The following is a 25,050-nucleotide window of genomic DNA, read 5'->3' as shown; positions in this document are numbered from 1 at the left end:
GTTTCCAGCTTTTTTGCTATGAAAGCCTTATCTACGATACTGCTTCAAGAAACGAGTCATCTTTTCTTGGATTTGGGCTAACTCATCTACGCGTGGCAGATAAACGATACGGAAGTGATCTGGTTCTTTCCAGTTAAAGCCTCGTCCGTGAACCAAAAGTACTTTTTCTTGCTTCAAGAAATCAAGGACAAACTGTTCATCATCATCGATACGGTACATATTGCGATCAATTTTAGGGAAGATATAAAGACCCGCTTTAGGTTTAACCGCAGACAAACCTGGGATATCTTGAATGGCATTATAAATGAAGTTTCTTTGCTCGTAGATACGACCACCTGGTAAGAGTAATTCATCCACCGATTGGTGACCACCTAGTGAAGTTTGAACAACCTGTTGAGCCAAGACGTTGGAACAAAGGCGCATGTTTGAAAGCATGTTGAGACCTTCAATATAGCCCTTTACATGATGTTTAGGTCCAGACAAGACCATCCAACCTACACGGAAACCAGCGATACGGTGAGATTTAGACAAACCATTCATGCTGACACAGAAAAGGTCTGGAGCCAAACTAGCTACTGGTGTGTGGACATTGCCATCCATAACCATACGGTCGTAGATTTCATCCGCAAAGATAATCAAGTCATTTTGACGAGCAATCTCAATAATATCTAACAAGAGTTCTTTGGGATAGAGGGCTCCCGTTGGATTATTTGGATTGATTAAAACGATAGCCTTAGTATTTGAACTAATCTTAGACTTGATATCATCCAGGTCTGGATACCATTCAGCTTCTTCATCACAGACGTAGTGAACGGCATTTCCTCCAGCCAAGCTAACTGCAGCTGTCCAAAGTGGGTAGTCAGGCATTGGAACCAAGACTTCATCGCCATTGTCCAAGAGACCTTGCATGGACATAACAATTAGCTCACTAACACCATTTCCAAGATAGATATCATCAATACCTACATTTGGGAATTTTTTGAGCTGACAGTACTGCATAATAGCTTTGCGGGCTGAAAAGATACCTTTTGAATCTGAATAACCTTCACTATCACGCGCATTCATAATCAAATCATGGATAACCTCATCTGGTGCGGTAAAACCAAACTCAGCTGGGTTCCCTGTATTCAAACGGAGGATTTTTTCTCCATTTGCTCGCATACGCATGGCTTCCTCAAGAACTGGTCCACGAATATCATAAGCCACATGCTCTAATTTGATTGATTTGTTAAATTCTTTCATTTGATTTCCTCAATTCATCAGGATAGTTAATATTATACCACTTGATAGAAAAATCGTAAATCGCCCAGTACTATTCCACAAAAAAACCTTGCTTAACGCAAGGTAAACAGAGCAAGGTCGATTTCTTTCTATTTTTGGGAGAAGAAAGAGAAAAATATGCACCTCTAGTAAGACATACATCTAAATCTAAGGTCTCGCATATAAACTTCGAATCGAAAACGAAGGCATCGTTATGGATGATAGTTGCATGGACTCATGAATTTCTTCCTGTGTCCAGCAAAACGCAAAGAAAAAATAAGTCGACTCAACAAACAACATAGACGATGTCTGGGCTAATTCGAGTCTGTTTGTAAAGAATTTTACCATATCACTGACTTCTTTTCCCTGCCCTGTCACTTAGTATTATACACTAAAACTTTTGCATTTTCAAATAAGTACATATAAAAAGAACTCTTTTTAAAGCGTCACTTAAAAATTTATACTCAATGAAAATCAAAGAGCAAACTAGGAAGCTAGCCGCAGGTTGCTCAAAGCACGGCTTTGAGGTTGCAGATAAAGCTGACGTGGTTTGAATTTGATTTTCGAAGAGTATTAATTGAATATGATTCTGCTTTGGCAATAAAAAAGAGAGAACCAGGTGATTCTCTCAGATTTTACTACTACAAATATCTAGAACGAAATTTAGTTTCGCCAGATTATTTCGCAATTTCAGCCAACATTTTTTCGATATGTTGGATTGATTTTTCGCGGCCAAGCAAGTAGATGGTTTCTGGTAGTTCTGGCCCATGCATCTCACCTGAAACAGCGATACGGATTGGCATGAAGAGGTTCTTCCCTTTGATACCTGTTTCTTTTTGAACTGCTTTGATTTGTGGGAAGATATTTTCCACCACAAACTCGTCGTCTGACATAGACTCAAGTTTTGCCTTAAAGGCCTCAAGTACAGTCGGAACAGTTTCACCAGCCATCACTTCTCGTTCAGCTTCTGTCAATTCTGGGAAGTCTGAGAAGAAAAGATCTGTCAATGGAACGATTTCGTCAACTGACTTCATTTGTGGTTTGTAGAGTTCCACCAATTTTTTAGCCTTGTCTGTCAAACGTCCTGCTTCTTCAAGGAATGGTTTTGCCATTTCAAAAATAGTCTCGAGGTCTGCATTCTTGATATAGTCATTGCTCATCCAATCAAGTTTCTTCTGGTCGAAGGCTGCTGGAGACTTACTAAGACGGTTTTCATCAAAGAGCTTGATAAGTTCTTCACGAGAGAAGATTTCATCTTCCCCGCCAGGGTTCCAGCCAAGAAGAGCGATAAAGTTAAAGACTGCTTCTGGAAGGTAGCCCTTCTTACGGTAATCTTCGATGAACTGAAGTGTATTGGTGTCACGTTTAGACAACTTCTTACCAGTTTCAGAGTTGATAATCAAAGTCATGTGACCGAACTCTGGAGCTTCCCAACCAAGTGCTTCATAAACCATAAGCTGTTTTGGTGTATTAGCAATGTGGTCATCTCCACGGATAACGTGAGAGATTTGCATATCGTGGTCATCGATGACAACGGCAAAGTTGTATGTTGGGTAACCATCTTTCTTTTGGATAACCCAGTCCCCACCGATATTGCCACCTTCAAACTCGATATCACCTTTGACCATGTCATGCCACTTGTAGATACCAGACTCATTCACTGCCAAACGTACAGTTGGGATAATACCTGCTGCTTCACGTTCTGCAACGTAAGCTGCTTTTTCTTCCTCGCTCATACCAAGGTATTCGTTAATGTAACGAGGTGTTTCACCAGCGGCTTCTTGACGTTCACGTTCCGCTGCTAATTCTTCTTCTGTAACGTAAGATTTGTAGGCTTTTCCTTCAGCCAAGAGTTGGTCGATGTATTTTTGATAGAGTTCCAAACGCTCAGACTGGCGGTAGTTTTCATGAGTTTCTGGACTTTCATCCCAATCCATACCTAACCAACGAAGGTTTTCAAGCTGTGAACGTTCTCCATCTTCGACGTGGCGCTTACGGTCAGTATCTTCGATACGGATGATAAAAGTTCCACCATGATGACGTGCGTAAAGGTAGTTAAACAATGCTGTACGGGCATTACCGATGTGTAGTAGTCCTGTTGGACTTGGTGCATAACGCACACGAATATCTTTTGACATATCTTCTCCTATAAAGTCTCTAGGCCTCTGCCTTTTTGCTCTCTATATTATAACACAAGTCTTGCCAGAGTCCAATTTCTCTTTTCAAGAAAAAGCAAAAAGAGTGGTAAAACCACCCTTTTCAGCTCTATTATAGACGAGCATTAAGTTCTTTGCTCAATTCTTCAAATCCTGGTTTACCAAGAAGGGCAAACATGTTACGTTTGTAAGCTTCAACACCCGGTTGGTCAAATGGGTTGATGGCATTCAAGTAACCTGAAAGGGCGATAGCCAATTCGAAGAAGTAGATAGTGTAACCAAGAGTGAAGGCATCTTGCTCAGGAAGAGTTACGTACATGTTTGGTACGTCACCATCAGTGTGGGCAAGAAGAACACCGTCAGTCGCTTTTTTGTTTACGAAGTCAACGTCTTTTCCTTGGAGGTAGCCAAGTCCATCAAGATCTTCTTCCAAAGTAGGGATAATCACGTTCTTACGTGGTTTGTCAACACGGACAACTGTTTCAAACATGATACGAGTTCCTTCTTGGATAAATTGACCCAATGAGTGCAAATCTGTTGAGAAGTTAGCTGAAGTTGGGTAAATACCTTTTTGGTCTTTCCCTTCTGACTCACCAGCCAATTGTTTCCACCATTCTGAGAAGTATTGAAGTGATGGTTCGTAGTTTACCAAGATTTCAGTAGCGTATCCTTTACGGTAAAGGATGTTACGAACTGCTGCATATTGGTAAGCTTCGTTTTCAGAAAGTTTGTCTGATGTGTAATCTTTACGAGCTGCGTTAGCACCTTCCATAAGGGCTTTGATGTCTGCACCTGATGCAGCGATTGGAAGCAATCCAACTGCTGTCAATACTGAGAAGCGTCCACCGATGTCATCTGGAACAACAAATGTTTCCCAACCGTTAGCATCTGCTTCAACCTTAACTGCACCTTTTTGGCGGTCAGTTGTTGCGTAGATACGTTTGTTAGCTTCTTCTTGACCGTATTTCTTAACCAAGAGTTCTTTGAAGACACGGAAAGCGATAGCTGGTTCAGTTGTTGTACCAGATTTAGAAATCACGTTTACTGAGAAGTCTTTATCTGAAACGTACTCTACCAAGTCAGCAAGGTAAGTTGATGAGATTGAGTTTCCAGCGTAAAGGATTTGTGGCGCTTTACGCTCTTCTTTTGTTTGCAAGTTTGCAAAGTGGTGGTTCAAGAAGTCAATAGCTGCTTTCGCACCAAGGTATGATCCACCGATACCGATCACGACCAAAACATCGCTGTCTTCTTTGATTTGTTCAGCAGCTTTCAAGATGCGGTCAAATTCTTCGCGGTCGTAGTTCTCAGGAAGGTCCAACCAACCCAAGAAGTCGCTACCAGCACCAGTTCCTTTACGAATCAATTCGTCTGCTGCTGTAACTTGTGCTTGCATGTACTCCACTTCATGTGGTGCAACAAATTTGTCTAATACTTTTGAATAATCAAATTTAATATGTGACATAGTATTCCTCCAAAATTTCTTCTTTTCTATCATAACGCTTACTAACAATTTTTTCAAGTTTTTATACTAAAAATTTCCAATTTTTATCACAATTCAAACGTTTGCGTAAAAATACAACTCTATAAATATTCGCGAACAACGAATAAAAAAACGACTAATTTTCTAGTCGTTACAATTCATTCAATAAATACTCAAATAATTCTAAGTTGCCATCTTCTTCATTGACCAGAAATTCTGGATGCCACTGGAGACCAATAATACGGTGTTCATCAATGGATTCAATTGCTTCAACAGTTTGGTCACGTGGATCTACTGCTGTTACGCGGAAATTTGGAGCTAAGTCTTTAATGCTCTGACGGTGCACTGAATTAACTTGACTTTCTTTACCAAATAATTTAGACACTACACTGCCATCCACTGTCTCAATAGAATGTGAAGTCCCAAAAGGTAGGCCTTGCCAATGACCTTCAATCTCCTGATTGAGCGTACCGCCAAAGGCAACGTTAACTAGCTGGACACCACGGCAAATGGCTAAAATTGGTTTGTTCTGACGTAGAGCCTCTTGTAGAAGGGCCAACTCAAACTCATCTCGAGCTAGATTATAGTCATCGCTATCAATCGTTTTTTCCTCACCATAAAACTGAGGATGGACATTTTGTCCCCCAGTCAAGATAAGCTTGTCAATCATTTCTACATAATCACGAACAACCGATTCATCACCAACTGGAATCACCAAAGGAAGTCCGCCAACCTGACGAATACTCTCAGCAAATTTACAAGAGACTGATGAATGAATATTTTTTCCTTCTGCGTCCACAGGACATAGATTCGCAGCTACTCCAACAACCGTTCTTGCCATTACTGATTTCCTTTCGTTTTCTATTGATAATCTTATCTTACCATCCTTCCCCACTCCTGTCTAATATGTTTTTTTAAAGTCCGTGATAAAATTTTTTTATCAGAAAAAGTTGCCCAAAATTAGGACAACTTTTTTGCTTATACTCAATGAAAATCAAAGAACAAACTAGGAAGCTAGCCGCAGGTTGCTCAAAACACAGTTTTGAGGTTGTGGATAGAACTGACGAAGTCAGTAACACATATACGGCAAGGGGACGCTGACGTGGTTTGAAGAGATTTTCGAAGAGTATTATTCAAAGACAAATTGATTATGGTAAAGTTCGGAGTAAAAGCCTCCAAGCTTGAGTAATTCGTGATGATTTCCTTGTTCGATAACCTCACCATCCTTAAGGACAATAATCTGATCTGCATTGAGAATGGTTTTTAAGCGATGGGCAATCACAAAACTAGTTCTTCCTGCCACGATAGCTTCCATGGCATTTTGAATCTTGCTTTCTGTCACAGTATCAACGTTTGATGTTGCCTCATCCAAGATTAAGACCTGTGGATCTGTCATCAAGGTACGAGCGATGGAAATCAACTGTTTCTGACCGGTTGAGAAGACGCTCTGGTCATCATTAATCAAGGTATCATACTTATCTGGCAAACTTTCGATATACTCATGGATATGCGTAGCCTTAGCAGCAGCTTCTACCATTTCTTGACTGGCATCTGGAACACCAAAGCGAATATTGTCTCGAATGGTTCCGCTAAATAAGACAGAATCCTGTAGAACAATTCCTACCTTACTTCGCAAACTGTCTAAATCAAACTCGCGAATATCTCTGCCATCAAAGCTGATACTTCCTGCATCCACATCATAAAAACGATTGATGAGGTTCATGATGGTTGTTTTCCCCGAACCTGTCGGACCAACTACCGCAATCATTTTTCCTTTTGGAGCTGAAATGCTAACATCTTTCAAAATTGGTTTTCCTGGCAGGTAGGAGAAGTCCACGTTACGAATCTCCACACCTTCTTTTAATTCGTTAAATACTGGAGCATCTTGAGGACGAATTTCTTCTTCTGCATCAAACATTTCTTGGATACGGTCCGCACCTGTAAAGGCCAGTTGCAAGCTTCCCCAGCTCGCTGCTAATTGGATAATGGGCTGGTAATACTGTTGCGAGAACTGAGTAAACATGACAATCAAACCCAGAGCAGTTGCTGTCTCGATGTTCTGATCATTCAGTAAAACAGCTGAACCTATAAAAATAACTACTGCTGTATTGACCAAGCTCATTCCGTTCATAACAGGGAAAAGAATTCCTGAGAACATTCTTCCCTTGAAAGTGGCCTTTCGAACCCGTTCATTTTGCTCAACAAAACCTGCAATCACATCTTCTTGAATGCCTTGAACAATAACGGCTTTTTGTCCAGAGATACTCTCATCCATATAAGCATTGAGCTTCCCAACTTCTTTTTGTTGGTGGTTGGTGTATTTTCGTGCTAGCTTTAAGATAAAGAAGACCATGATAACAGCTATTGGAGTGCTGGCAATTGTGATTAAAGCCAAGGTGACATTTTTTGCGAACATGACAATCAGCAAGCCAATGTAAAGGGCAATATTGGTCATGACAGACACAAGACTTTCATTAAAAGCTTGGAGAATATTATCCAAATCACTGGTAAAACGTGACAGGATATCCCCATCTTGATGGCGATCAAAGAAGGAAACCGTCAAGCGAGAAAGCTTGCCAAAAAGTCCCTTACGCATCTCATTTGTAGATTCGGCAATAATGCGGCTCATCAAGACCATATAGATAAGACTAGAAACTACTAAAACGATTAAAATATAGGCAAGATTGAGCAGGAGTCCTAGGAGACTTTGCCAAACCATATCTGGGTTACCATTTTGATAGGCTATAACCAAGTTAGCCAGCTCTGTGACTGTTTGACCTGCAAATACTGGAAAGAGGGCTTGTGCAATCGTTGCAATGATAATCATAGCAATAACAACGACAAAGGATGTCTTGTAAACTTTAAAATAGTTCCAAAAAAATTCAACTGTCTTCATCCTACTCCTCCTTTCCTTTTTGCGTTTCGTAAATTTCGCGATAAACTGGGTTTGTTGCAACCAAGTCAGCATGTTTACCTTGACCAATCAAGCGACCTTGGTCAAGCACTAAAATTTTATCAGCATGAACAACAGAGCTAATCTTTTGCGCGATGATAATCGTAGTCGTTCCCTTCAAATCCTTGTTGAGAGCTTCTTGAACCAAGCGCTCTGACTTGGCATCAAGGGCAGAGGTTGAATCATCAAATATCAAGATTTTAGGATTGCTGACAATCCCACGCGCAATGGACATTCTTTGTTTTTGTCCACCAGAAAAGTTGGTCCCACGTTCTTCAACCGGACTTTCAAAGGCTAAGTCCATACGACTAATAAATTCACTTGCCTGGGCGATACGAGCTGCGCGTTCCAGTTCTGAAACTGTCGCATCTCCCTTTCCTTGTCTGAGGTTATCTGCGATGGTTCCACTAAAAAGAATGGCTCTCTGTAAGACGATAGAAACTGTTTTGCGAAGTGTCCCTTCACTAACTGTCCGAATGTCCTTTCCGCCAATTTTGATCGAACCTTGCTGAGGATCAAATAGTCGTGGAATCAACTGAGCCAAGGTTGATTTCCCTGCACCAGTTTCTCCAACAACCCCAACCATCTCACCAGCTGCGATATCAAAGGATACATCTTTTAGGATAGGTTCTGCATCATTTGGATAGGTGAAGGTCACATTTTCAAAACTGAGACTTCCTTCCAATTCTTCATCTTCCACATCCTTGAAGGTCATAGCCGGTTCTGTATCCAGGATTTCACGAATACGACGGAAGGAAATCATAGCACGAGTGACTGAATTCCCCAAAAATCCAACCATGACGATGGTAAAGATAATCTGACTCAGATAGTTCACAAAGGAAGCAATGGAACCAACTACTGATGGATCTGACTCTGCCATACCTGCTACAAGCCAGATTGAGAGAAAAACAGCCCCGTAAGAAATCAACATCATTGCAGGTTGCATAACAGAAAAGGCATAACCGATATAAAGGTTTTCTCCCAACAATTCATCTGACACCTGCGTAAATTTATCAAACTGATCTTTTTCTCGGACAAAAGACTTAACCACGCGCACACCACGCAAATTTTCTTTAGCAATGGCATTGATACGCTCTAGTAAGGTCTGGAATTTTGCAAAGCGTGGTCCCACAACTCCCATCATAAAACCCATTATGGCAACAATCAGAACGACCATGAGAACTAGCACCCACCACAGAGAAGGTAGGGTGACAACTGCTAGAATAAAGGAACCGATAAACAAAAGTGGTAGTCGAAAGAGAATTTGAAAGGTCATCATGACTACGTTCTGAATCTGATTGATATCGTTGGTCATACGAACAACAAGGTTCCCTGCATTAAACTTCTCAATATTAGCGTATGAGAAAATTTGAATCTTACGAAAGGCATCTTCCCTTAGGTCTGACGAAACTCCTTGAGCAATGTAGGCAGCTAACACAACATTGATGCCACCTGCAATCAAACCAATCAAGGCAACAAGGATTAACCAAAAACCAATATGATAAATAGCTTCGTTATCACCTGTTAGCAGTGCCTCTAAAACTTCCTGTAGATAACGTGGTTGCAGGAGTGAGCTCGTTACCATTAGACCTGTCATAATTAAGGAAGCTAGAGCCTGCCATTTATAGGCTTTTATTTTCTGAAACAGCATATTCCCCCCCTTTATAAGATAGATAAAAGGGAACGACAACTCTGTCAGTCCCTTCTTATGCTTTCATGTTGATGCTATTCTAACAAAAAAGAATGCTATTGTCAAAGCACTCAGCTCTCGCAAGCTTGTGAATCACGACATCAGCATTCTATAAAAACGTTTAAAAATCTTCTAATTGAGAACAGAATTTTTATTTCTCTGAACTAGCTTGCTCCTCTAGTTTAGCTTGTCCAATTTCACGGTAGCTACGATCCCCAACAATCTTGACTGAGAACTGACCATCTTCGTACTCAAGAATCGTCACACTTCCATTATCAAGGCCATGCGGATGCATGCCGTTAATTAAATAAACAATGGTTCCAATAGTCATTCCATGGCTGACTACGAGAGCATTTCCTCCCCCATTAGCTTCCATTTCCTTAGCAATGGCTTCAAAACCTTCCCAGATGCGACCACTTAGTTTTTCCCAACCTTCAGCCCATCCTGCTGTATCCACTTCTACCAAGCCTTCAGCCAGCTCAGCATAGGACAAACGATGCACATGGTCGACATTAAAGATACGTGGGATGATGCCCATAAATAAGTCCCCATCATAAGCACCATCAAAGCTACCAAAGCACCATTCACGGATTCGCTTATCCATACGATAAGGAATTTGCCCTGTCAAACCTAGTTCCTCAAGGATAATTCCCATTGTCTGAATAGTCCGTCCAGAGTCACTTGAATAAGCCCGCTCAAATCTTAAGCCAGACTCACGCAAGCCAATTCCCAATTCATGAATACCTCGCTCTCCCTCAGCTGTTAGGGGAGTATCACTCCAACCTTGAGCACGCCCAATCGTATTAAACATTGTTTTCCCATGACGCACTAGATACAATTTTACACTTGCCATTTTCCGTCCTCCATATGTATCTATTATAGCATGATTTAAAGCAAAAACCTCGTCTTAACCCACTGAGTCCAACATCACCACTTAAACTAGATTTCACAAATCTGATAATCTATGTCTTATCATTCTTAGAAGGAGCAACTTTAGATGTTTCGGTGGCCTCATTTTTTACCGGTTCTTCTTTTGACTTGTTTTCTGTTTTCTCAGACTTTTGACCGGTCTTTTTTAAAGGAGAAAAGTGAAATTCAAACTTATTTTTTCCTGTGTCAACAATCGCTATAAATCCCTTTTGGTCATTACGATAAGTTGCCTTTCCTGCATTAAATGACTGCTGACCACTCTCAGAACTAGCTCTTTCATAGGTTCTCTTAGCAATTGCAAATGCAAGAAGTTTTTCTTTGTTCAGTGCATAATCCTGATGATGAGCTACTTGCCGATTCAGATAAAACTGTAACAAGAGACTAAAAATTCCAGCAATAGTGACAGCGTAAAGGAGAACTCCAGCTCTAACTTTTTTCTTTTTCCACACGATAGATAAACTCCCTCTCTAGTCCCTTTTCAAACTGAAAATTGAAATGAACATTTTGCCCTTTTTGGTAAATATGTGCTGATTTCAGACCGTAGACCATGGGTTGATAGCCACGTCCACTAGCATCTGTTTTCCGAAAATCATCTGACTTTGATTTTCCCATGGAAATGGGGTTCCCATCCTGTTTGAGATAAAGTCTATCATTCTCCACTTTTTCAAACTGGGCTCGATTCAACTCCGCTGCCAGCTGATCCACAAATAATAGCCACTCCTTTTGCTCACTTTTCTGCTGATAGCGAACCTCTGAAACCAATAGTTGGCTCATAGCTTGAAAGAGGAGCAAACTACCGCTAATCACAATAAGAGCAACCAAGGATTCTAAAAGGGTAAAAGCTCTGACTCTACTTGTCTTGAATCGCCAGTAATTTTTCAGTTCCATGGTATACCTCCAAACCTCGCTCGTTAGAGACAATATTAACCATAAGCCCATTGACAGTCAACTGTTTTTGTCCAGTCTGCAAAGCCATACGAGCCACTCGCAAAACTTCTTCCTGTTTTAGAAGCTCTGCTTCTCTTTTTCTACTTTCTTGAATCTGCCCCAGCAAGAGGGTTGCAATACTGGCAAAAATGGCTAGTGAAATCACTGCCTCCAGTAAAATAACCGCCTTAATTTTTTGCTTCTTGAATACGTTTAATCTTTCCATTTCCTAGATATAGTTGGTAGCGAACTACTTCTTTCCTTGTTTGAAATCTCACACTTGCAAGAGACGAATTTCCTCCAGCCTTATCAAAAGTAATTGACTGACTAGACTGCAAGTGAATTCCTTTAGGGATGGCTAATTTCTGATAGCCATTTCCAATACTTCTCTCTTCCATAATCAAGTTGATCTTGTGCTGACTAGCCAGACTTCGTTTCTGGGTTTCTCGATAAAGTTCCTCAAACTCCATGAAGAAAATTTGCTCTTCCACAGCTGCAAAAGTTGATTGAACTGAACTTGACAAACCCAAGGCTAACATACTAGCTATTCCTAAAACTAATAAACTTTCCAACATGGTAAAAGCCCTAATCCGCAACTGTTTGACTTGTCCCTTGTTTTGCATGGTATTCCTTATAGGCTTTTGCTTGCTCAGCAGTGATGCGTCCATCTGCCTGAAGTTTACTTAGACTAGCGTCCTCATTTTTATCTAGAGTATAGAGTTCAGCTTGGCTTTCTACCACCTTGACGACAGCTGCTTTACCCTTGTCATTCACTGCATCCTTTTGCTTAGTAAGATTTGGCACAAACAGTAAGAGTAGGACACTAATGATGAGCAACACGACCAACATTTCTACCAGTGTAAAAGCTTTTGCCTTGGCTTCTTTTAATTTCATCATCATCTTTTTCATCTAAAAATTTACCTCCATATTTTGATACATTGGCAGCAACATGGCTGCGTACAATAAAACGATTAGCAGGGCTACAAAAATAAATACCAGCGGTTGAACTAGATTCATGGTACGATTGACTCGAGTAAAAAATGCCTCCCAAGTTTTTTCAGCATAGATTTCCAATTCGCTTCCCAGCTTGGACTTGACTTCCCCATATTCAATGATTAATCCCAACTCCTTTCTAAAGAAAGGATAATGTTGCACAACTTTCGAAAATTCATGCCCATTTTGCAAGGCTTGATCTAAATCTTGTCCTATTTCCCTAAAAAGAGGATTTCCTTGCTCCTGCATCATCTGGAAAATCTGTGCCAACTCTAAACCTTGCCCAATCATATTTCCCCATTCCCGAGCATAATAGGCAGTTAGATAATACTGAACAAACACAGCTAAAAAGGGGATTCTAGCCAGATAAGAAAAGACTTGAATCTTCGCAGACTTCCTGTAGAAAATCAGACCAGTTAAAGATACTAACCCCAGTGCTAGAACAAACCCGAGAAAAATCTGTGGCAGGTTACTAATCACTAAAGTAGCTATGTTACTACTATCCAGTTGGGGCAAGAGATAATTTCGCAAACCCAACATAATGAGCAGTAGGAAAGCTAACAAAATGATTGGATAGGTCGCAACTTCAATTAACTTCTTCTTCACCTTAGCTAGATTATCTAAATATTCTTCGATTTTCCCCAAACTTAAATGGAGATTCCCATGAACTTCAGCCAATGAAAGTTGCGTGACAATCGCACTCGAGAAACCTAAATGACCCATCATTTCCGAAAAAGACTTTCCCTGTGCAAGTCCTAGACGCATCTGCGATACATATTCCTTTTCCAACAAGAGACTTCTATCTAGAAAGGAAATGATTTCTACCAGATGAAAACCACTAGAAAACAAATTGTTAAAGAGAGTGATGATTTTCTTCTGCTTACTGGTAGCTAATTTTCTCCGTTTCAGCTTGAAGGGCAGTGATATGTCCTTCTTTAAGAAGCTGGTCAATTTGTCCATTCCACTTTTCTGCCTGGTGTTCTTGATAATTTCCATTTGCAACATCAATGATTCCTCCTCCTCCGATTAGTCTCTGGTAACAAACACCTTGTAAAACAACTGCAAGTTCATCTTCACTGACACCAAGTTCTAAGAGGCGCTCATAAACCCCACGAACACTCTTGGCATGGATTGTCGAGAATACCGTGGCACCTGTCAGACTAGCTCGTACAACGGCACGGGCTGTTTCACTATCTCGAATTTCTCCAATGATTAAAAGATCTGGACGATGTCGTAGGGAAAGTTTTATCAAGTTTTCATAGCTCAGTCCGATAGCTTCATTGAGCTGTAATTGCAGCATCTCTTCCTGCTTAATTTCTACTGGATCTTCAATAGACATGACTTGCTGTCCCTTGAACAATGACTTGGCTAATTCATGCATCAAAGTAGTTTTACCACTTCCTACGGGGCCTGCAAAAAGATAAAGCCCGCGTTGCCTAAAGCCCTTTTCCAGTTCCTTAAGTTCCTGAAACCAGAAGCGCAACTCTTGTTCTTCATCGTGCAAAAGGCGAATAACTAAACTCTCATGACCACGATAATCTCCCACCGTCGATAAACGTAATGAAGAAACCTTATCTCCATGCTGATAATCACAGGAACCAAGCTGACTACGGCGTTTTTCTCCAACGTTCATCCCCGCAATAAACTTAAAATGACTAATGACAGCCCCCAACTTTTCAAAGTCATAGGTGTTAATCAAATGTCTCTCATCTCCAACTCGCATATGTAGCTCGTAAATCTTTTCTTTAGGAATAAAATAGATGTCCTGAGCTCCCTGTTTTTTGGCCAGAGTAATCAATTCTTGTGCAAGTATTTGTACCATATCTTCCTCCTCATTCTTATTATTCGAAGAAAATATCAAAAAAGAAGAAACAACTTCATTAAAAAGTTGTTTCTTCTTTTTTTATGCGACAAGTACGGTGGATTTCTAAACCAGTCTGCTTTTCGTACCCAGGTCTAAATTTTTCATCAGGAATGACTTGACCATCTTCCAACAAAGCCAAGGAATGATATTGCTGAAGAAATTCATCGCATTCTTCACACCAGCGTTTATCTTCTGGATCCCAAAAAATAGTCATCAAGTCTCCTCTACTTTTGTAAAGGGGAATCTCCTTTTCTAACTCAAACCAACAAGACTTATAATATTTCAAGGCGTCATAATAGTTATCAAATTTTTTGCTCGCAATGACGTCATCTTCCCAGCCTTCTATAAACCACCACGGTTCAAAATCTCCGTACATTTTTATAACTCGATACATAGTTTAACTTCCTTTGTACCGTATATTATAGCGAAATTTTGAGAACAATGAAAGAATTTTGCTCATTTTCACGAATTATATAACATTTTCAAAAAATCCAGCTATTCAAAAACGAATAACTGGATTTAAAAACAAGATTAACCTTCTGAAATATCGTTTTCAATGATCACTTTAATCGCATGATGATCGGCGGCCTTACTAAATACTTCATAGGCCTTTTCTATTTCACTAAGTTTGAAATAATGAGTTACCAATTTTTCAGGTTCAATTTTATGACTTTCTAAGGCTTTCAAAAGCTGAGGAGTTGTATTGGTAGAAACCAATCCAGTAGTAACATTAATGTTACGAATCCAAAGAGTGTCCAAATCAAACTGAACTGGTTTACCATGTACACCACAGTTGGCTACTGTTCCATCTACACCGATAATCTTTTGGCAGAGATCAAACGTTGCAGGAATACCAACAGCTTCTATAGCAACATCCACACCTCGACCATCTGTCAAATCATAAATTTCTTGAATTGCCTTTTCAGGATCTGAAGAATTAATCTTATGAGTAGCACCGAAAGAAACTGCAGTATCCAAACGGTTATCGTCTAGGTCCACCATAATCAATTTAGCTGGAGAATAGAATTGTGCCGTCAAGAGAGCTGCCAATCCAACTGGCCCTGAACCAACGATAGCTACACTACAACCAGGCTCAACTTCCCCTTTTAAGACACCAATTTCATAGCCAGTTGGCAAGATATCAGATAACATAACCAAAGCTTCATCAGACAAGTCAGCTGGAGTGTGATAAAGAGTATTATCAGCATGAGGCACACGAAGATATTCTGCTTGCATACCGTCGATCAGATGTCCAAAAATCCATCCACCTTCGTCTTCACAGTGAGCATAGATTCCTTTTTTACAATAGTAACACTTGCCACATGCACAAACGCAAGAAATTAAAACCTTATCACCCTTTTTGAAGTTTGAAACTCCTGCTCCAACGTCCTCTACAATACCAATTCCTTCATGTCCTAGGATTGTTCCACTCTTACAAGCGGGAACATCACCTTTAATAATATGAAGGTCAGTACCGCAAATAGTAGTCTTAACGATACGCACAATAGCATCTGTTGGCTTGCGAATAACTGGTTTGTCTACATCAACAAAAGAAGCAAGGCCGGGTTTAACGTAAGTATAAGCTTTCATAAGCAATCCTCCGCTTTTTTATTTGTATTGTTTATATCATAATTGTAAGCCTTTTCAATATAAAATTCAAGTGATATGTGAAAGAGATAACAAATTTATTAAAAAAAGTAGAAACTAAAGTCGTTTCTACTTTTTAGATTATGCTTGATAGCGTTTTTCTCCATCTAGATAAGTTGCTACTAATTCCAAATTTTTATCTAGCACGATAAAGTCTGCATCGTAGCCTTCACGAATTTGTCCACAGACGTCATCGATATGAACTGATTTAGCTGGATTCAAACTAGCCATCATGACTGCTTCATGAGAATTTGCAATTCCCCATTCAACTACATTTTTGAGACCATCTTTTAGTTTGAGAATGGAACCTGCCAAGTTACCTGTAGATTTAAGGCGAGCAGTCCCATTTGCAACTACAACTGGAAATTCACCTAACATATAATCACCATCTTGCAAACCACCTGCTGTCATACAGTCAGTGATAAGGGCAATATTTTCAGTACCTTTTTGTTTAAGTAGAATGTCACAGGCTTTAGGATCCACGTGATGACCATCACAAATCAATTCTGCATAAGTGTGTGGTAACTCATACATAGCACCAACCATCCCAAGTTCGCGGTGTGTTAAGCCACGCATTCCATTATAGGCGTGAACCCATACACTAGCTCCGGCATCAACAGCTTTTTTTGCTTCATCAAAGGTAGCATTAGAGTGACCAAGAGCAACAGTTACACCTTCACCAGTAATAGTACGTACAAAATCCTCAACACCATCACGTTCAGGTGCAAGAGCAATTTTGTTAAGAAGACCATTAGCAGCCTTCTGCCAAGCGCGGAATTCATCCATACGTGGATCTTTCATATAGGCAGGATTTTGAGCCCCCTTAAATTCTTCGGTGAAGTAAGGTCCTTCAAAATAAATACCACGAATCTTAGCACCAGAAGCTTCTTGATAGCGTGCACCAATGTTTTCAGTAACAGCCAGCAATTGTTCGTATGATGAAGTTAGTGTAGTTGGTAAGAAACTAGTAACACCTGTGCTAAGGAGGCCTTCACTCATCGTATGAAGTGTACCTTCGATATTATTATCCATAACATCGACACCACCAAAACCGTGAATGTGTGTATCAACTAGACCCGGTGCAATGCTGTAACCAGAGTAGTCTAAAATTTCTGCATCATCCAAAATCTCTTCAACGTGCTTACCAAACTTGCCATCAATAAGTTCCAAATAACCGCCACGACGAATACCATGTGGATAGAAAAATTGATCAGCTTTAATATATTTAGGCATAATGATAACCCCCTTAAGAAATAATCTACTATTTATTATGTCAATTACATTATAAACCTTTCAAAACAATTTGTAAATGGTATAGACCTTTTTTAGTGAAATTTTAATAAATTACTCAATCACGACCACCCGTCAAACGGGTGGTTTGTACCATGGCTATAAGCCCAAATAAAAAGACAAGGTCGAAACCTTGTCTTTAATACTATACCGGCGGCCGGGGTCGAACCGGCACGTCCTTGCGGACACTGGATTTTGAGTTCTAATACAATGTTTTTATATCAATTAAAATAGCATGTAATCAACAATTCTACTATTTAAAAATATCTGATTTTAGCTGAGTTTGCCAATTATGGTATTTTTGTGGAAACTACTATATAATTCGTTCATATTTTTATTAAGTATTTTCAGAACTTTATATAGAATTTTTTCAAAACCAATGACAGTTTATTAAGAACGCCACTATGTTCATCAATTTAGCTTAAATTCACATTTTTAATTATTAAACAATCCTTCCAGCATTCCGGAAAACCAATTTTAGTTTTTTCTATGATACTGCTAGTCATAAATTTTCTTTCAATTTCGTTAATAAAGGTATCCCACTCATCATGAACGCTTGAATTATGACAAATAAGAATTTGTTTTATTGCCAGCATATAGGCAAATAAGTCTTTATTATGTGTTTTTTTCTTACCATAATTTTTAATCTTCCGAAAAACTGGAGCATAAAATCTTGGAACACCCATGTTAAAGTTACGTGCGTATAACCTTCCATAATGTGCACAAACATTCCGAATAAACCATGTGGCAGAAATCCAACTTTTGCTTGCAGATATAATGTGATCCTTCATTGTAGCATCATTTTTATAATAATCATTACTGAAAAATAGCCCTTCTATCCATAAATTGTAAAGTTCATCATTTAACAACTCAATTATTCTAGTGGTTTCTCCAAAAGTCAGCTCAGGTACGACAACCCACAAAGGAAACTTACAATTCTTTTTGTTCACATGGTGACTTACTGGAAGAGATTTAGTAGTTGCGTTAAACAAGCTCATTCCAATTCTTTCAATAACTTCCTGATATTCATCCTCATTTTTATAAATTGATTTATCTAAATAGCACTCGCCATTTTGTAAACTTCCTTTATAATTACTACATAAGGTATGGACAATAGAAGATTTGATTAGTAATTCTATTTTACCAGTAAATTTCATCAAATTTTCTCTCAAAAATGAATTGAATTCATAAAGTTCAATACAATCTCGAAAAGAGAAAATACTATCCTCCCTTCTCGGTAAGCACTTTCTATATATTGAAAAATCATAATAATTTGTCTGAAAAAGGAACTGTTCAGCGAAAGTCTCCTCAGACTCATTAATTATTACTTTAGCACCGGTGTTCTCTACCGGTCTAGCAAGTTTTTCCTTCAACTTTTCAAATTCAAGAAATTCTTTCATTGAAGAGCTCTCATCAGGAACAAGTGTGTAATATCTGACAGGAATATTTTTTTCCTTAATTTTTTCATCAGTTGTATTCATCATTCACCTTAAAAAAAAAGCCTCGCAAAACTATTTGATTGATTAATCAAAGGGAGCCTTGGGAGTTCTTGTACAATCATTATAGCCTAATCCCAATTTTTTGTAAACCCCCTTTCCATACCACTAAATATAGCATCCCAAATCTTTTTTTAGTTAAAAATTCCATATATGGTGCTATTTTTAGAAAAAGAACACAATATATAGAAAGGAGCCTTCGAACTCTCTATATATTGTGTTTATAAATGAAAATATTTTTTAAAAATATTTTTTAAAAATATTTAAAAAAGCCTATTTATTTTATCGTAATAATGGTTTTTTGATTTAAGCTCATAAAATGGTATAGATTTTATTTTTTAGATAAATTTCTATTGATGTCATATCTCATCAATTCCATAGTCGTTTCTGAATCAGCAATCTTATACAATTCAATCAATCGTTCTTTGTTTTCATCAAGTTGTTCAGATAATTTAAGTTTAACTAGGTTTACTTTATCTTCAAGAGAGATTGGAACATTGGTATCAAAGGATAATTCTTTGTTTAGCAGTTCTTCTGTTATCTTGTTTTCTGTTAGATCTTGCTGAAATCGAACATACTTAAATAGCGAATTAAGATAAGCTTCTTCTTCTGCCAATCTTCTATACATAAAATTATTATTCAATCTATCCATATGTTCTGCCCAAGCAAAATCACCTTTTGCTTGTCCCATTTCATTATATGGGAAAAAATCTTCAATATCCGCATTAAGGGCTAACGCTATTTCCTCTAGTCTTTCCCAAGTAGGCTCTGTTGTGCCTTTTTCATAATTTATAATTGTCTGTTTAGTTACTCCAATTATTTTTGCTAATTCTTTTTGGGTTAAACCAGCTTTTAATCTCACTGACTTTATATCTATTTGTCCAGCACGAATAATATTTGTATAGTTAAATAAAGGTTTCATAAAAATTTCTCCTTGGTAAAAAAACATTTTACTTTTTTATTGACAGGTAAAATTCTTTTTGATGTCATAAAGGTGGGTAAAAAATCGTTTTACCTTACTAGTATAACATTTTTTCGAAATAATGTAACATTTTAAAATTATAGGAGGTGGTATTATTGACTATTTAGAAGTTGCGAATAAAACAGGTAAATCCATCAGTACTATTAAAAAATGGAGAAAAAAAAATAGAAACTTTATCCGGCTATGAATTTACAAAAATTAAGGCTAAAGTTAGTTATCGCAGCGTACAGACATTCTTCGATTTTACCAAAGAAGAAGTTTCTAAATTTGTAGAACTATCTAAACAAGTGGAAAAAACTAACGACTTGGATAAATCAATAAAAAAAATTTGGGAAGATGTATCAGATTCAAATGAGGTTGATTTAGAGCGTCAAATCTTATACTTACATTCTCTTCAAAAGAAAAACGAAAAGGATACTAACATTGAAATACAATTATTGAAAAACGCTAATAAATCTTTAGCTAGCCGTGTCGCTTCTCTTGAGAAACGATTTGAAGAATTTGAAAAACAACGACAGACTCATTTTTTCAAATTTTTAAAATAATTAATAATAATAGTTGAAGGCATGCAGTTCGATTGAGTGCGGTTAGGTCGTGCCTGCGAGCGAGGGGGCAAATTGCCGTAGCTCGCAATGGCACGGAGTTCCGCGGACGCACGAACTGAAGAGAACTAAATGCTTTTAACTGTTCCTCACTGCAAAGCAGTGATATAAGAAAGGATATACGAAATGAAATTAAATGATTTTTTGAAAACTGAACTACTTGGTAATAAATTTTACGCAGTTAAGGGTTATAGTGAAGAACTTAATAGGGAAACAGGAAAACCAGAAGCACTACGACTTAATGTTTCCATCCAAGACGATAGTAGCGATTTCTTTATGGAAATGATTACTGTTAAAGTTAAAACCATTACTCCCACCTTGTCAAAACAAGAAATGTCTAACAATAAAACTAGACATGTAATTTTAAAAGATTTAAATATGGGACAGTATAATGGAAACTTGTGGTTTAACTGTTCTGATATTTTACCAGCAGAAAAAAATTGATAATGAAGGGACAAAGTCCCTTCTAGTTTATTTATTATATAAACAATATTTTGGCGAAATTCATCTAAGACATTCCCACTAATTTTGGATTGAATACTATGAAATATAATAAGAAAATCATACGTACTTCTTCTTATATTGAAATTTGGGAATATGAAAAAGCAATTTTTACTAATAGAAAACATAAGGAGTCTGCCAATGAAAGTGAACCAAGAAAAAGAAGAACATTTGAAGAACTGACTGAAAAAGAACAAAGGAAACGTCTTCAACGAATGAAACAAACTCGATTAAATGCAAAGTGGAAGTTACTTAGGTTAGTGGATTGTAATTTTAATGATAATACATCATTTTTGACTTTGACCACAAAAGAAAATATCCAAGATAGAAATAAATTTAAAAACTTACTAAAAACATTTATTAAACGTTTTAACTATAACATTTTTCAAACAAAGAAAAATCAATTAAAATATATAGCAGTTTTAGAAAAACAAAAGCGTGGTGCTTGGCATGCTCATATTTTGCTTTTTGATGTTCCCTATATCCCTCATAATCAGTTACTCAAACTTTGGGGACATGGAGCAGTACGAATAAATAAAGTTGATGTTGATAGCAAAGATAATAGAGGGAGATATGTTACAAAGTATTTTGAAAAAGGAATCGGTCAAGAACTCCTTGATAATTTTGGTAAACATCCTTAATTATCTTCAAACAATCTAAAACAACCAATCATTAATACAAATTATGTCCCATTTGATTATAAATTCTCAAATGAAGAAATCGTATATGAAAGCGAATATAACAGTAAAATTTATATAGGGGGCGAATATATTGATAATAATGTGAAATACAAAAAAATTAAATTAAATATTAAGGAGTAAAACAATGATTGCAACAATAAATAAAAATGACTTAGTTGCCCTTGGATTTTCCGAAGGCACCTCTAAACGAATTATACGGCAAGGTAAGAAACTTCTTGTCACAAGAGGTTTTAATGTCTATCAAAATAAACGTATTGGTACAATCCCAGCTACTATTGCAAATGAACTACTAGGATTTGATATTTCAGTAGGTATAGAAAATGACCGTTAGGAAAGAAAAAAATGGAACTTGGACAGTTGATATATCCGATGGATTTCACCCTATAACGCAAAAAAGAATCCGAGTTGTTCGAAAAGGTTCAAAAACAAAAAAGGAAGCTTTAGAACTTGAGCAACATCTCCGAATTGTTGACTTGAAAGAAAAACGTTTTGATTTTTAATAACAACTGATATGCTTTTTGAATTGCTTGAAGAAGAAGACAGACAAAATAATAGAAAAATTAGTTACCTAAGTACTCAAAAAAATAATTATGAAAGGCATATAAAACCATACTTTCAAAATGTAAATCTGAATAAGCTAAGTTATGAAAATATTTTTGAATTTAGAGAATACTTAAAAACTAAACCCAAAAAACAAAATGATAATCAACATCTAAGTAATAATACTATCAATAAAATAATAATACTTCTCAAAAAAATATTTGATACCGGTGTGAGAAAGTCCTTGATAGATAAAAAACCTGTTGAAAATTTGAGAAAGTTACCAATCAATAAGAAGACAATCACATTTTGGAGTGTAGAAGAATTTGCTAGATTTAGAAAACTTATTACCAAAGAAGAAAAAAGCTACAATCTTTTCTTTACACTTGCTTTCTTTACAGGTATGAGAATGGGAGAAATTCTTGCTTTAAACTGGAATGATATAAATTTATTAACTAACACTATTCACGTTACTAAAACGGCTTATTTTCTAAATAAAAGAAATCATATAAACTCAACAAAAACAAGAGCAGGCACAAGGTATATTACAATTAATAACAAATTAGCAAATATGCTGAGAGATTGGAAACAAGAACAAACTACTTTACTAAAAGAGTTTATTGATGATATTGACAATCTTCAGGTTATTCAAAGTTCACCTATATCAATTACAAAAAATATGATTGATAAGAAGTTTAAGCAAATACTATCTAGAAATAATGATATTAAAAAAATTCGCATTCATGATTTAAGACACTCTCATGCTTCGTTACTTATCAATCAAGGGGAAAACTATCTTGTAGTTAAGGAGCGTTTGGGACATGCTTCCATAACAACTACAATCGATACATACTCTCACTTATATCCCAGTAAACAGAAATCTCTTGCTAACAAATTAGATGAAATTTTCTAAAAACAAAGACAAGGTATTTAACCTTGTCTTTATTTTAATTATTTTTTATCAAAACCTGAATATGTAGAAAAACCTAGGAGATAAAATGCCATAGCAATTGGCAAGTCTTCCGATTTATCACTATATTGTTTTGATATTTCTTTAATTTCACTATATGAGGTGTTTTCTTATGCCTAAATTAGCTGTAAACTCTTAATTATTTATGATATAATATTAAAAAATCAAATTAATATGAAGGAGTATATTATTATGCCGATTTATTACAACTCTGAGGAAATTACTAGTGTGGAGGAATTCCTAACACTCATTTTTGATTATGCAAGGAATAACCCTCACGAACTTTGGTATAGGGGGCATAGAAGCCAAGACTGGAAACTACGGCCGAGTCTTTTTAGAAACGAAGTTTTAGATATGCCAGATGATGGCTCTATACATCCAATAAAATACAAAAATTTTATGGATTTCAACGTGGCTTTAAAACAGTATAGAGATGAATTGAGAGAAGCAATTCTAGATGACAGGCTTAATCTGTTTCATTATACTTTTCTTGCTCAACATTATGGAATGCCGACGCCAGCATTAGATTGGTCTACTGATCCTCTGATAGCTTTGTACTTCGCGGTAGATGGCTTTGAGTACACTAACGAAGATGAATTTCCAGTTGTCTATATCTTAAATCCCACAAGATTAAATGAGAATTCAGCAATGAAATATAAAGAAGGGAATCGCACGGTAAGTGAGGTATACTGTATAGATGAAGCTGATGATGAACTATTTGATTACTGTTTTTCAGATCTGAATGACACTCCGTTTGCTACAATTCCCTTTGCTGTAAAAAGTGATTATGATTTGAAGTCACAAAGGATATCAAGACAATCAGGAGTATTTACTCTGCATGAAGCTAGATACTATAGAGGTGTCGAGTGGATTAATTTTACCGCAGATGATGGAGAATCAATGGGTGTTGCTCTAAAGATTTCTCCGTCTAGTGTAGAATTGATTAAAAATCAACTTAAGATTCTCAATTTAACTCCAGAAACTATATATGGTAAGGAAGCAACAATACTAGAAGAAAAAGCAAAGTCTATTTCAACAGAAACTCCAAAAATATAATAATATTTCACAGTTGAAATTCCAACGTTAACTCTCTTAACCTTGACTAACTTATCAGGCAAAAACTTTTAGTTATGATAGTGGAGGAGTTCTCCCGACAAGAGTAACAACTTCTATATTAGACTTCCCTTCTTTCTTCCTCGATTAGATGACTGCTTTCGATTATCAAATATTTACTTTTTGTAATACAATTTATTTGCATCTCTGTTGCTTTCTTGTGTTTGTGGTTGAAATACAAGTATAACACAGAGGTGTTTTCTTATGTCTAAATTACGCATTCATTTGACAAAAAAGCCCCTTTATAACTGTTAAACAAGTTTTTAACCAGTTTAAGAATCTAACTTTTAAAAATGTTAGTTGTCTAACTTCATTATATAACTTTCAAACAAAATAACTTTATCAGATAGATAAAGAAAAAAGAAATTGGTATAAAATGGTAATTAATTATAGCGTTAGACATAAAAAAACAAGGCTCGAAAACCTTGTCTTTATTACTATACCGGCGGCCGGGGTCGAACCGGCACGTCCTTGCGGACACTGGATTTTGAGTCCAGCGCGTCTGCCAATTCCGCCACGCCGGCAAATAGTAACTGGGGTAGCTGGATTCGAACCAACGCATGAGGGAGTCAAAGTCCCTTGCCTTACCGCTTGGCTATACCCCAATAATATAAAATAGGCGAGTGATGGGGATCGAACCCACGCATGCCAGAGCCACAATCTGGTGTGTTAACCACTTCACCACACCCGCCATAATTTTAAAACACGGGCAGTAGGAATTGAACCCACACTGAAGGTTTTGGAGACCTTAGTTCTACCTTTAAACTATGCCCGTAGTTAAGGTTATGGAAGGGGAGGGATTCGAACCCCCGAACCCGAAGGAGCGGATTTACAGTCCGCCGCGTTTAGCCTCTTCGCTACCCTTCCAAAATATTTAAATGGCGCGAGACGGAATCGAACCGCCGACACATGGAGCTTCAATCCATTGCTCTACCAACTGAGCTACCGAGCCTTA

23 protein-coding genes, 6 tRNA genes and 2 pseudogenes are annotated in these 25,050 nt (G+C 37.4%); 6 read left to right on the top strand and 25 right to left on the bottom strand.

Features of this window, described 5'->3' with window-relative positions:
- Positions 1-27: 27 nt before the first annotated feature.
- The 19 genes from ACESOD_RS03835 to ACESOD_RS03745 all read right to left on the bottom strand — a co-directional run bounded on the left by ACESOD_RS03835 (position 28) and on the right by ACESOD_RS03745 (position 19,608).
- On the bottom strand, positions 28-1,242 hold the full coding sequence (locus ACESOD_RS03835; RefSeq protein ID WP_045762715.1) for a pyridoxal phosphate-dependent aminotransferase: 1,215 nt from the start codon (positions 1,240-1,242) through the stop codon (positions 28-30).
- Between the two features lie 695 nt (positions 1,243-1,937).
- Entirely contained in the window at positions 1,938-3,398 is a 1,461-nt protein-coding gene (gltX, locus tag ACESOD_RS03830) for a glutamate--tRNA ligase (protein WP_373094113.1), read from the bottom strand.
- A 130-nt stretch (positions 3,399-3,528) separates the two neighbouring features.
- Positions 3,529-4,878 carry a glucose-6-phosphate isomerase gene (locus ACESOD_RS03825; RefSeq protein WP_373094111.1) on the bottom strand — a complete coding sequence of 450 codons (1,350 nt, stop codon included), beginning with the start codon at positions 4,876-4,878 and terminating at the stop codon, positions 3,529-3,531.
- A gap of 169 nt (positions 4,879-5,047) precedes the next feature.
- Positions 5,048-5,737 (bottom strand): gamma-glutamyl-gamma-aminobutyrate hydrolase family protein, encoded by a 690-nt coding sequence (locus ACESOD_RS03820; protein ID WP_373094109.1) that lies wholly within the window; start codon positions 5,735-5,737, stop codon positions 5,048-5,050.
- Between the two features lie 288 nt (positions 5,738-6,025).
- The gene (locus ACESOD_RS03815) at positions 6,026-7,792 is read right to left on the bottom strand and encodes an ABC transporter ATP-binding protein (protein ID WP_373094107.1); all 1,767 of its coding nucleotides are present in this window, start codon (positions 7,790-7,792) and stop codon (positions 6,026-6,028) included.
- Between the two features lies 1 nt (position 7,793).
- On the bottom strand, positions 7,794-9,500 hold the full coding sequence (locus ACESOD_RS03810; protein ID WP_373094106.1) for an ABC transporter ATP-binding protein: 1,707 nt from the start codon (positions 9,498-9,500) through the stop codon (positions 7,794-7,796).
- 190 nt (positions 9,501-9,690) lie between these two features.
- Positions 9,691-10,392, bottom strand: coding sequence for a histidine phosphatase family protein (locus ACESOD_RS03805; RefSeq protein WP_049503745.1), 702 nt, complete (start codon positions 10,390-10,392; stop codon positions 9,691-9,693).
- A gap of 109 nt (positions 10,393-10,501) precedes the next feature.
- The gene (gene comGG / locus ACESOD_RS03800) at positions 10,502-10,918 is read right to left on the bottom strand and encodes a competence type IV pilus minor pilin ComGG (RefSeq protein ID WP_322741504.1); all 417 of its coding nucleotides are present in this window, start codon (positions 10,916-10,918) and stop codon (positions 10,502-10,504) included.
- Positions 10,896-11,357 (bottom strand): competence type IV pilus minor pilin ComGF, encoded by a 462-nt coding sequence (gene comGF / locus ACESOD_RS03795; RefSeq protein ID WP_373094104.1) that lies wholly within the window; start codon positions 11,355-11,357, stop codon positions 10,896-10,898. The genes comGG and comGF overlap by 23 nt, the downstream gene beginning before the upstream one ends.
- The gene (gene comGE / locus ACESOD_RS03790) at positions 11,320-11,622 is read right to left on the bottom strand and encodes a competence type IV pilus minor pilin ComGE (RefSeq protein WP_373094102.1); all 303 of its coding nucleotides are present in this window, start codon (positions 11,620-11,622) and stop codon (positions 11,320-11,322) included. The genes comGF and comGE overlap by 38 nt, the downstream gene beginning before the upstream one ends.
- Positions 11,585-12,019 (bottom strand): competence type IV pilus minor pilin ComGD, encoded by a 435-nt coding sequence (gene comGD, locus ACESOD_RS03785; RefSeq protein WP_373094100.1) that lies wholly within the window; start codon positions 12,017-12,019, stop codon positions 11,585-11,587. The genes comGE and comGD overlap by 38 nt, the downstream gene beginning before the upstream one ends.
- A complete protein-coding gene (comGC, locus tag ACESOD_RS03780; protein ID WP_373094098.1) occupies positions 11,982-12,305 on the bottom strand; it encodes a competence type IV pilus major pilin ComGC in 324 nt (107 codons plus the stop codon). The genes comGD and comGC overlap by 38 nt, the downstream gene beginning before the upstream one ends.
- Entirely contained in the window at positions 12,306-13,349 is a 1,044-nt protein-coding gene (gene comGB / locus ACESOD_RS03775) for a competence type IV pilus assembly protein ComGB (protein WP_373094096.1), read from the bottom strand.
- On the bottom strand, positions 13,270-14,211 hold the full coding sequence (comGA, locus tag ACESOD_RS03770; RefSeq protein ID WP_373094094.1) for a competence type IV pilus ATPase ComGA: 942 nt from the start codon (positions 14,209-14,211) through the stop codon (positions 13,270-13,272). Before comGA ends, comGB begins: the two co-directional genes overlap by 80 nt.
- Positions 14,212-14,269: 58 nt before the next feature.
- The gene (locus ACESOD_RS03765; protein ID WP_007555701.1) at positions 14,270-14,647 is read right to left on the bottom strand and encodes a DUF1033 family protein; all 378 of its coding nucleotides are present in this window, start codon (positions 14,645-14,647) and stop codon (positions 14,270-14,272) included.
- A 137-nt stretch (positions 14,648-14,784) separates the two neighbouring features.
- Positions 14,785-15,843: a zinc-dependent alcohol dehydrogenase family protein gene (locus ACESOD_RS03760; RefSeq protein ID WP_373094092.1), complete on the bottom strand. Its 1,059-nt coding sequence runs from the start codon at positions 15,841-15,843 to the stop codon at positions 14,785-14,787.
- Between the two features lie 138 nt (positions 15,844-15,981).
- A complete protein-coding gene (gene nagA, locus ACESOD_RS03755; RefSeq protein ID WP_373094090.1) occupies positions 15,982-17,133 on the bottom strand; it encodes an N-acetylglucosamine-6-phosphate deacetylase in 1,152 nt (383 codons plus the stop codon).
- Positions 17,134-17,606: 473 nt separating this feature from the next.
- Positions 17,607-18,671 (bottom strand): Abi family protein, encoded by a 1,065-nt coding sequence (locus ACESOD_RS03750; protein WP_373094088.1) that lies wholly within the window; start codon positions 18,669-18,671, stop codon positions 17,607-17,609.
- 346 nt (positions 18,672-19,017) lie between these two features.
- Positions 19,018-19,608 (bottom strand): helix-turn-helix transcriptional regulator, encoded by a 591-nt coding sequence (locus ACESOD_RS03745; RefSeq protein ID WP_373094086.1) that lies wholly within the window; start codon positions 19,606-19,608, stop codon positions 19,018-19,020.
- 170 nt (positions 19,609-19,778) lie between these two features.
- Between ACESOD_RS03745 and ACESOD_RS03740 the strand changes: the two genes are divergently transcribed.
- The 6 genes and pseudogenes from ACESOD_RS03740 (at position 19,779) to ACESOD_RS03715 (ending at position 24,038) form a co-directional block, all read left to right on the top strand.
- Entirely contained in the window at positions 19,779-20,213 is a 435-nt protein-coding gene (locus ACESOD_RS03740; protein ID WP_373094085.1) for a hypothetical protein, read from the top strand.
- 183 nt (positions 20,214-20,396) lie between these two features.
- Entirely contained in the window at positions 20,397-20,714 is a 318-nt protein-coding gene (locus tag ACESOD_RS03735; RefSeq protein WP_261064964.1) for a hypothetical protein, read from the top strand.
- Positions 20,715-20,812: 98 nt separating this feature from the next.
- Positions 20,813-21,592 (top strand): annotated as a pseudogene (locus ACESOD_RS03730) (rolling circle replication-associated protein).
- A 4-nt stretch (positions 21,593-21,596) separates the two neighbouring features.
- Positions 21,597-21,803: a DUF3173 domain-containing protein gene (locus ACESOD_RS03725; RefSeq protein WP_042900203.1), complete on the top strand. Its 207-nt coding sequence runs from the start codon at positions 21,597-21,599 to the stop codon at positions 21,801-21,803.
- Positions 21,793-22,925, top strand: a pseudogene (locus ACESOD_RS03720) (tyrosine-type recombinase/integrase). The gene ACESOD_RS03725 and the pseudogene ACESOD_RS03720 overlap by 11 nt, the downstream one beginning before the upstream one ends.
- Before the next feature lie 249 nt (positions 22,926-23,174).
- On the top strand, positions 23,175-24,038 hold the full coding sequence (locus tag ACESOD_RS03715) for an FRG domain-containing protein (RefSeq protein ID WP_373094083.1): 864 nt from the start codon (positions 23,175-23,177) through the stop codon (positions 24,036-24,038).
- Between the two features lie 497 nt (positions 24,039-24,535).
- Here ACESOD_RS03715 and ACESOD_RS03710 read toward each other — a convergent pair.
- From ACESOD_RS03710 to ACESOD_RS03685, 6 genes are all read right to left on the bottom strand, one after another.
- A tRNA-Leu gene (locus ACESOD_RS03710) sits at positions 24,536-24,619 on the bottom strand.
- A gap of 9 nt (positions 24,620-24,628) precedes the next feature.
- A tRNA-Gln gene (locus tag ACESOD_RS03705) sits at positions 24,629-24,700 on the bottom strand.
- A gap of 13 nt (positions 24,701-24,713) precedes the next feature.
- Positions 24,714-24,786 (bottom strand) — tRNA-His (locus tag ACESOD_RS03700).
- A gap of 13 nt (positions 24,787-24,799) precedes the next feature.
- Positions 24,800-24,870: transfer RNA gene (locus tag ACESOD_RS03695), tRNA-Trp, on the bottom strand.
- 11 nt (positions 24,871-24,881) lie between these two features.
- A tRNA-Tyr gene (locus ACESOD_RS03690) sits at positions 24,882-24,962 on the bottom strand.
- Positions 24,963-24,974: 12 nt separating this feature from the next.
- Positions 24,975-25,047, bottom strand: a tRNA-Phe gene (locus ACESOD_RS03685).
- Between the last annotated feature and the right edge of the window lie 3 nt (positions 25,048-25,050).

This window comes from Streptococcus oralis, from assembly GCF_964238205.1.
Lineage (GTDB): Bacteria > Bacillota > Bacilli > Lactobacillales > Streptococcaceae > Streptococcus > Streptococcus oralis_CZ.
Note: the sequence above shows the minus strand (reverse complement) of the source record. Positions and strands in the feature narration are given on the sequence as shown.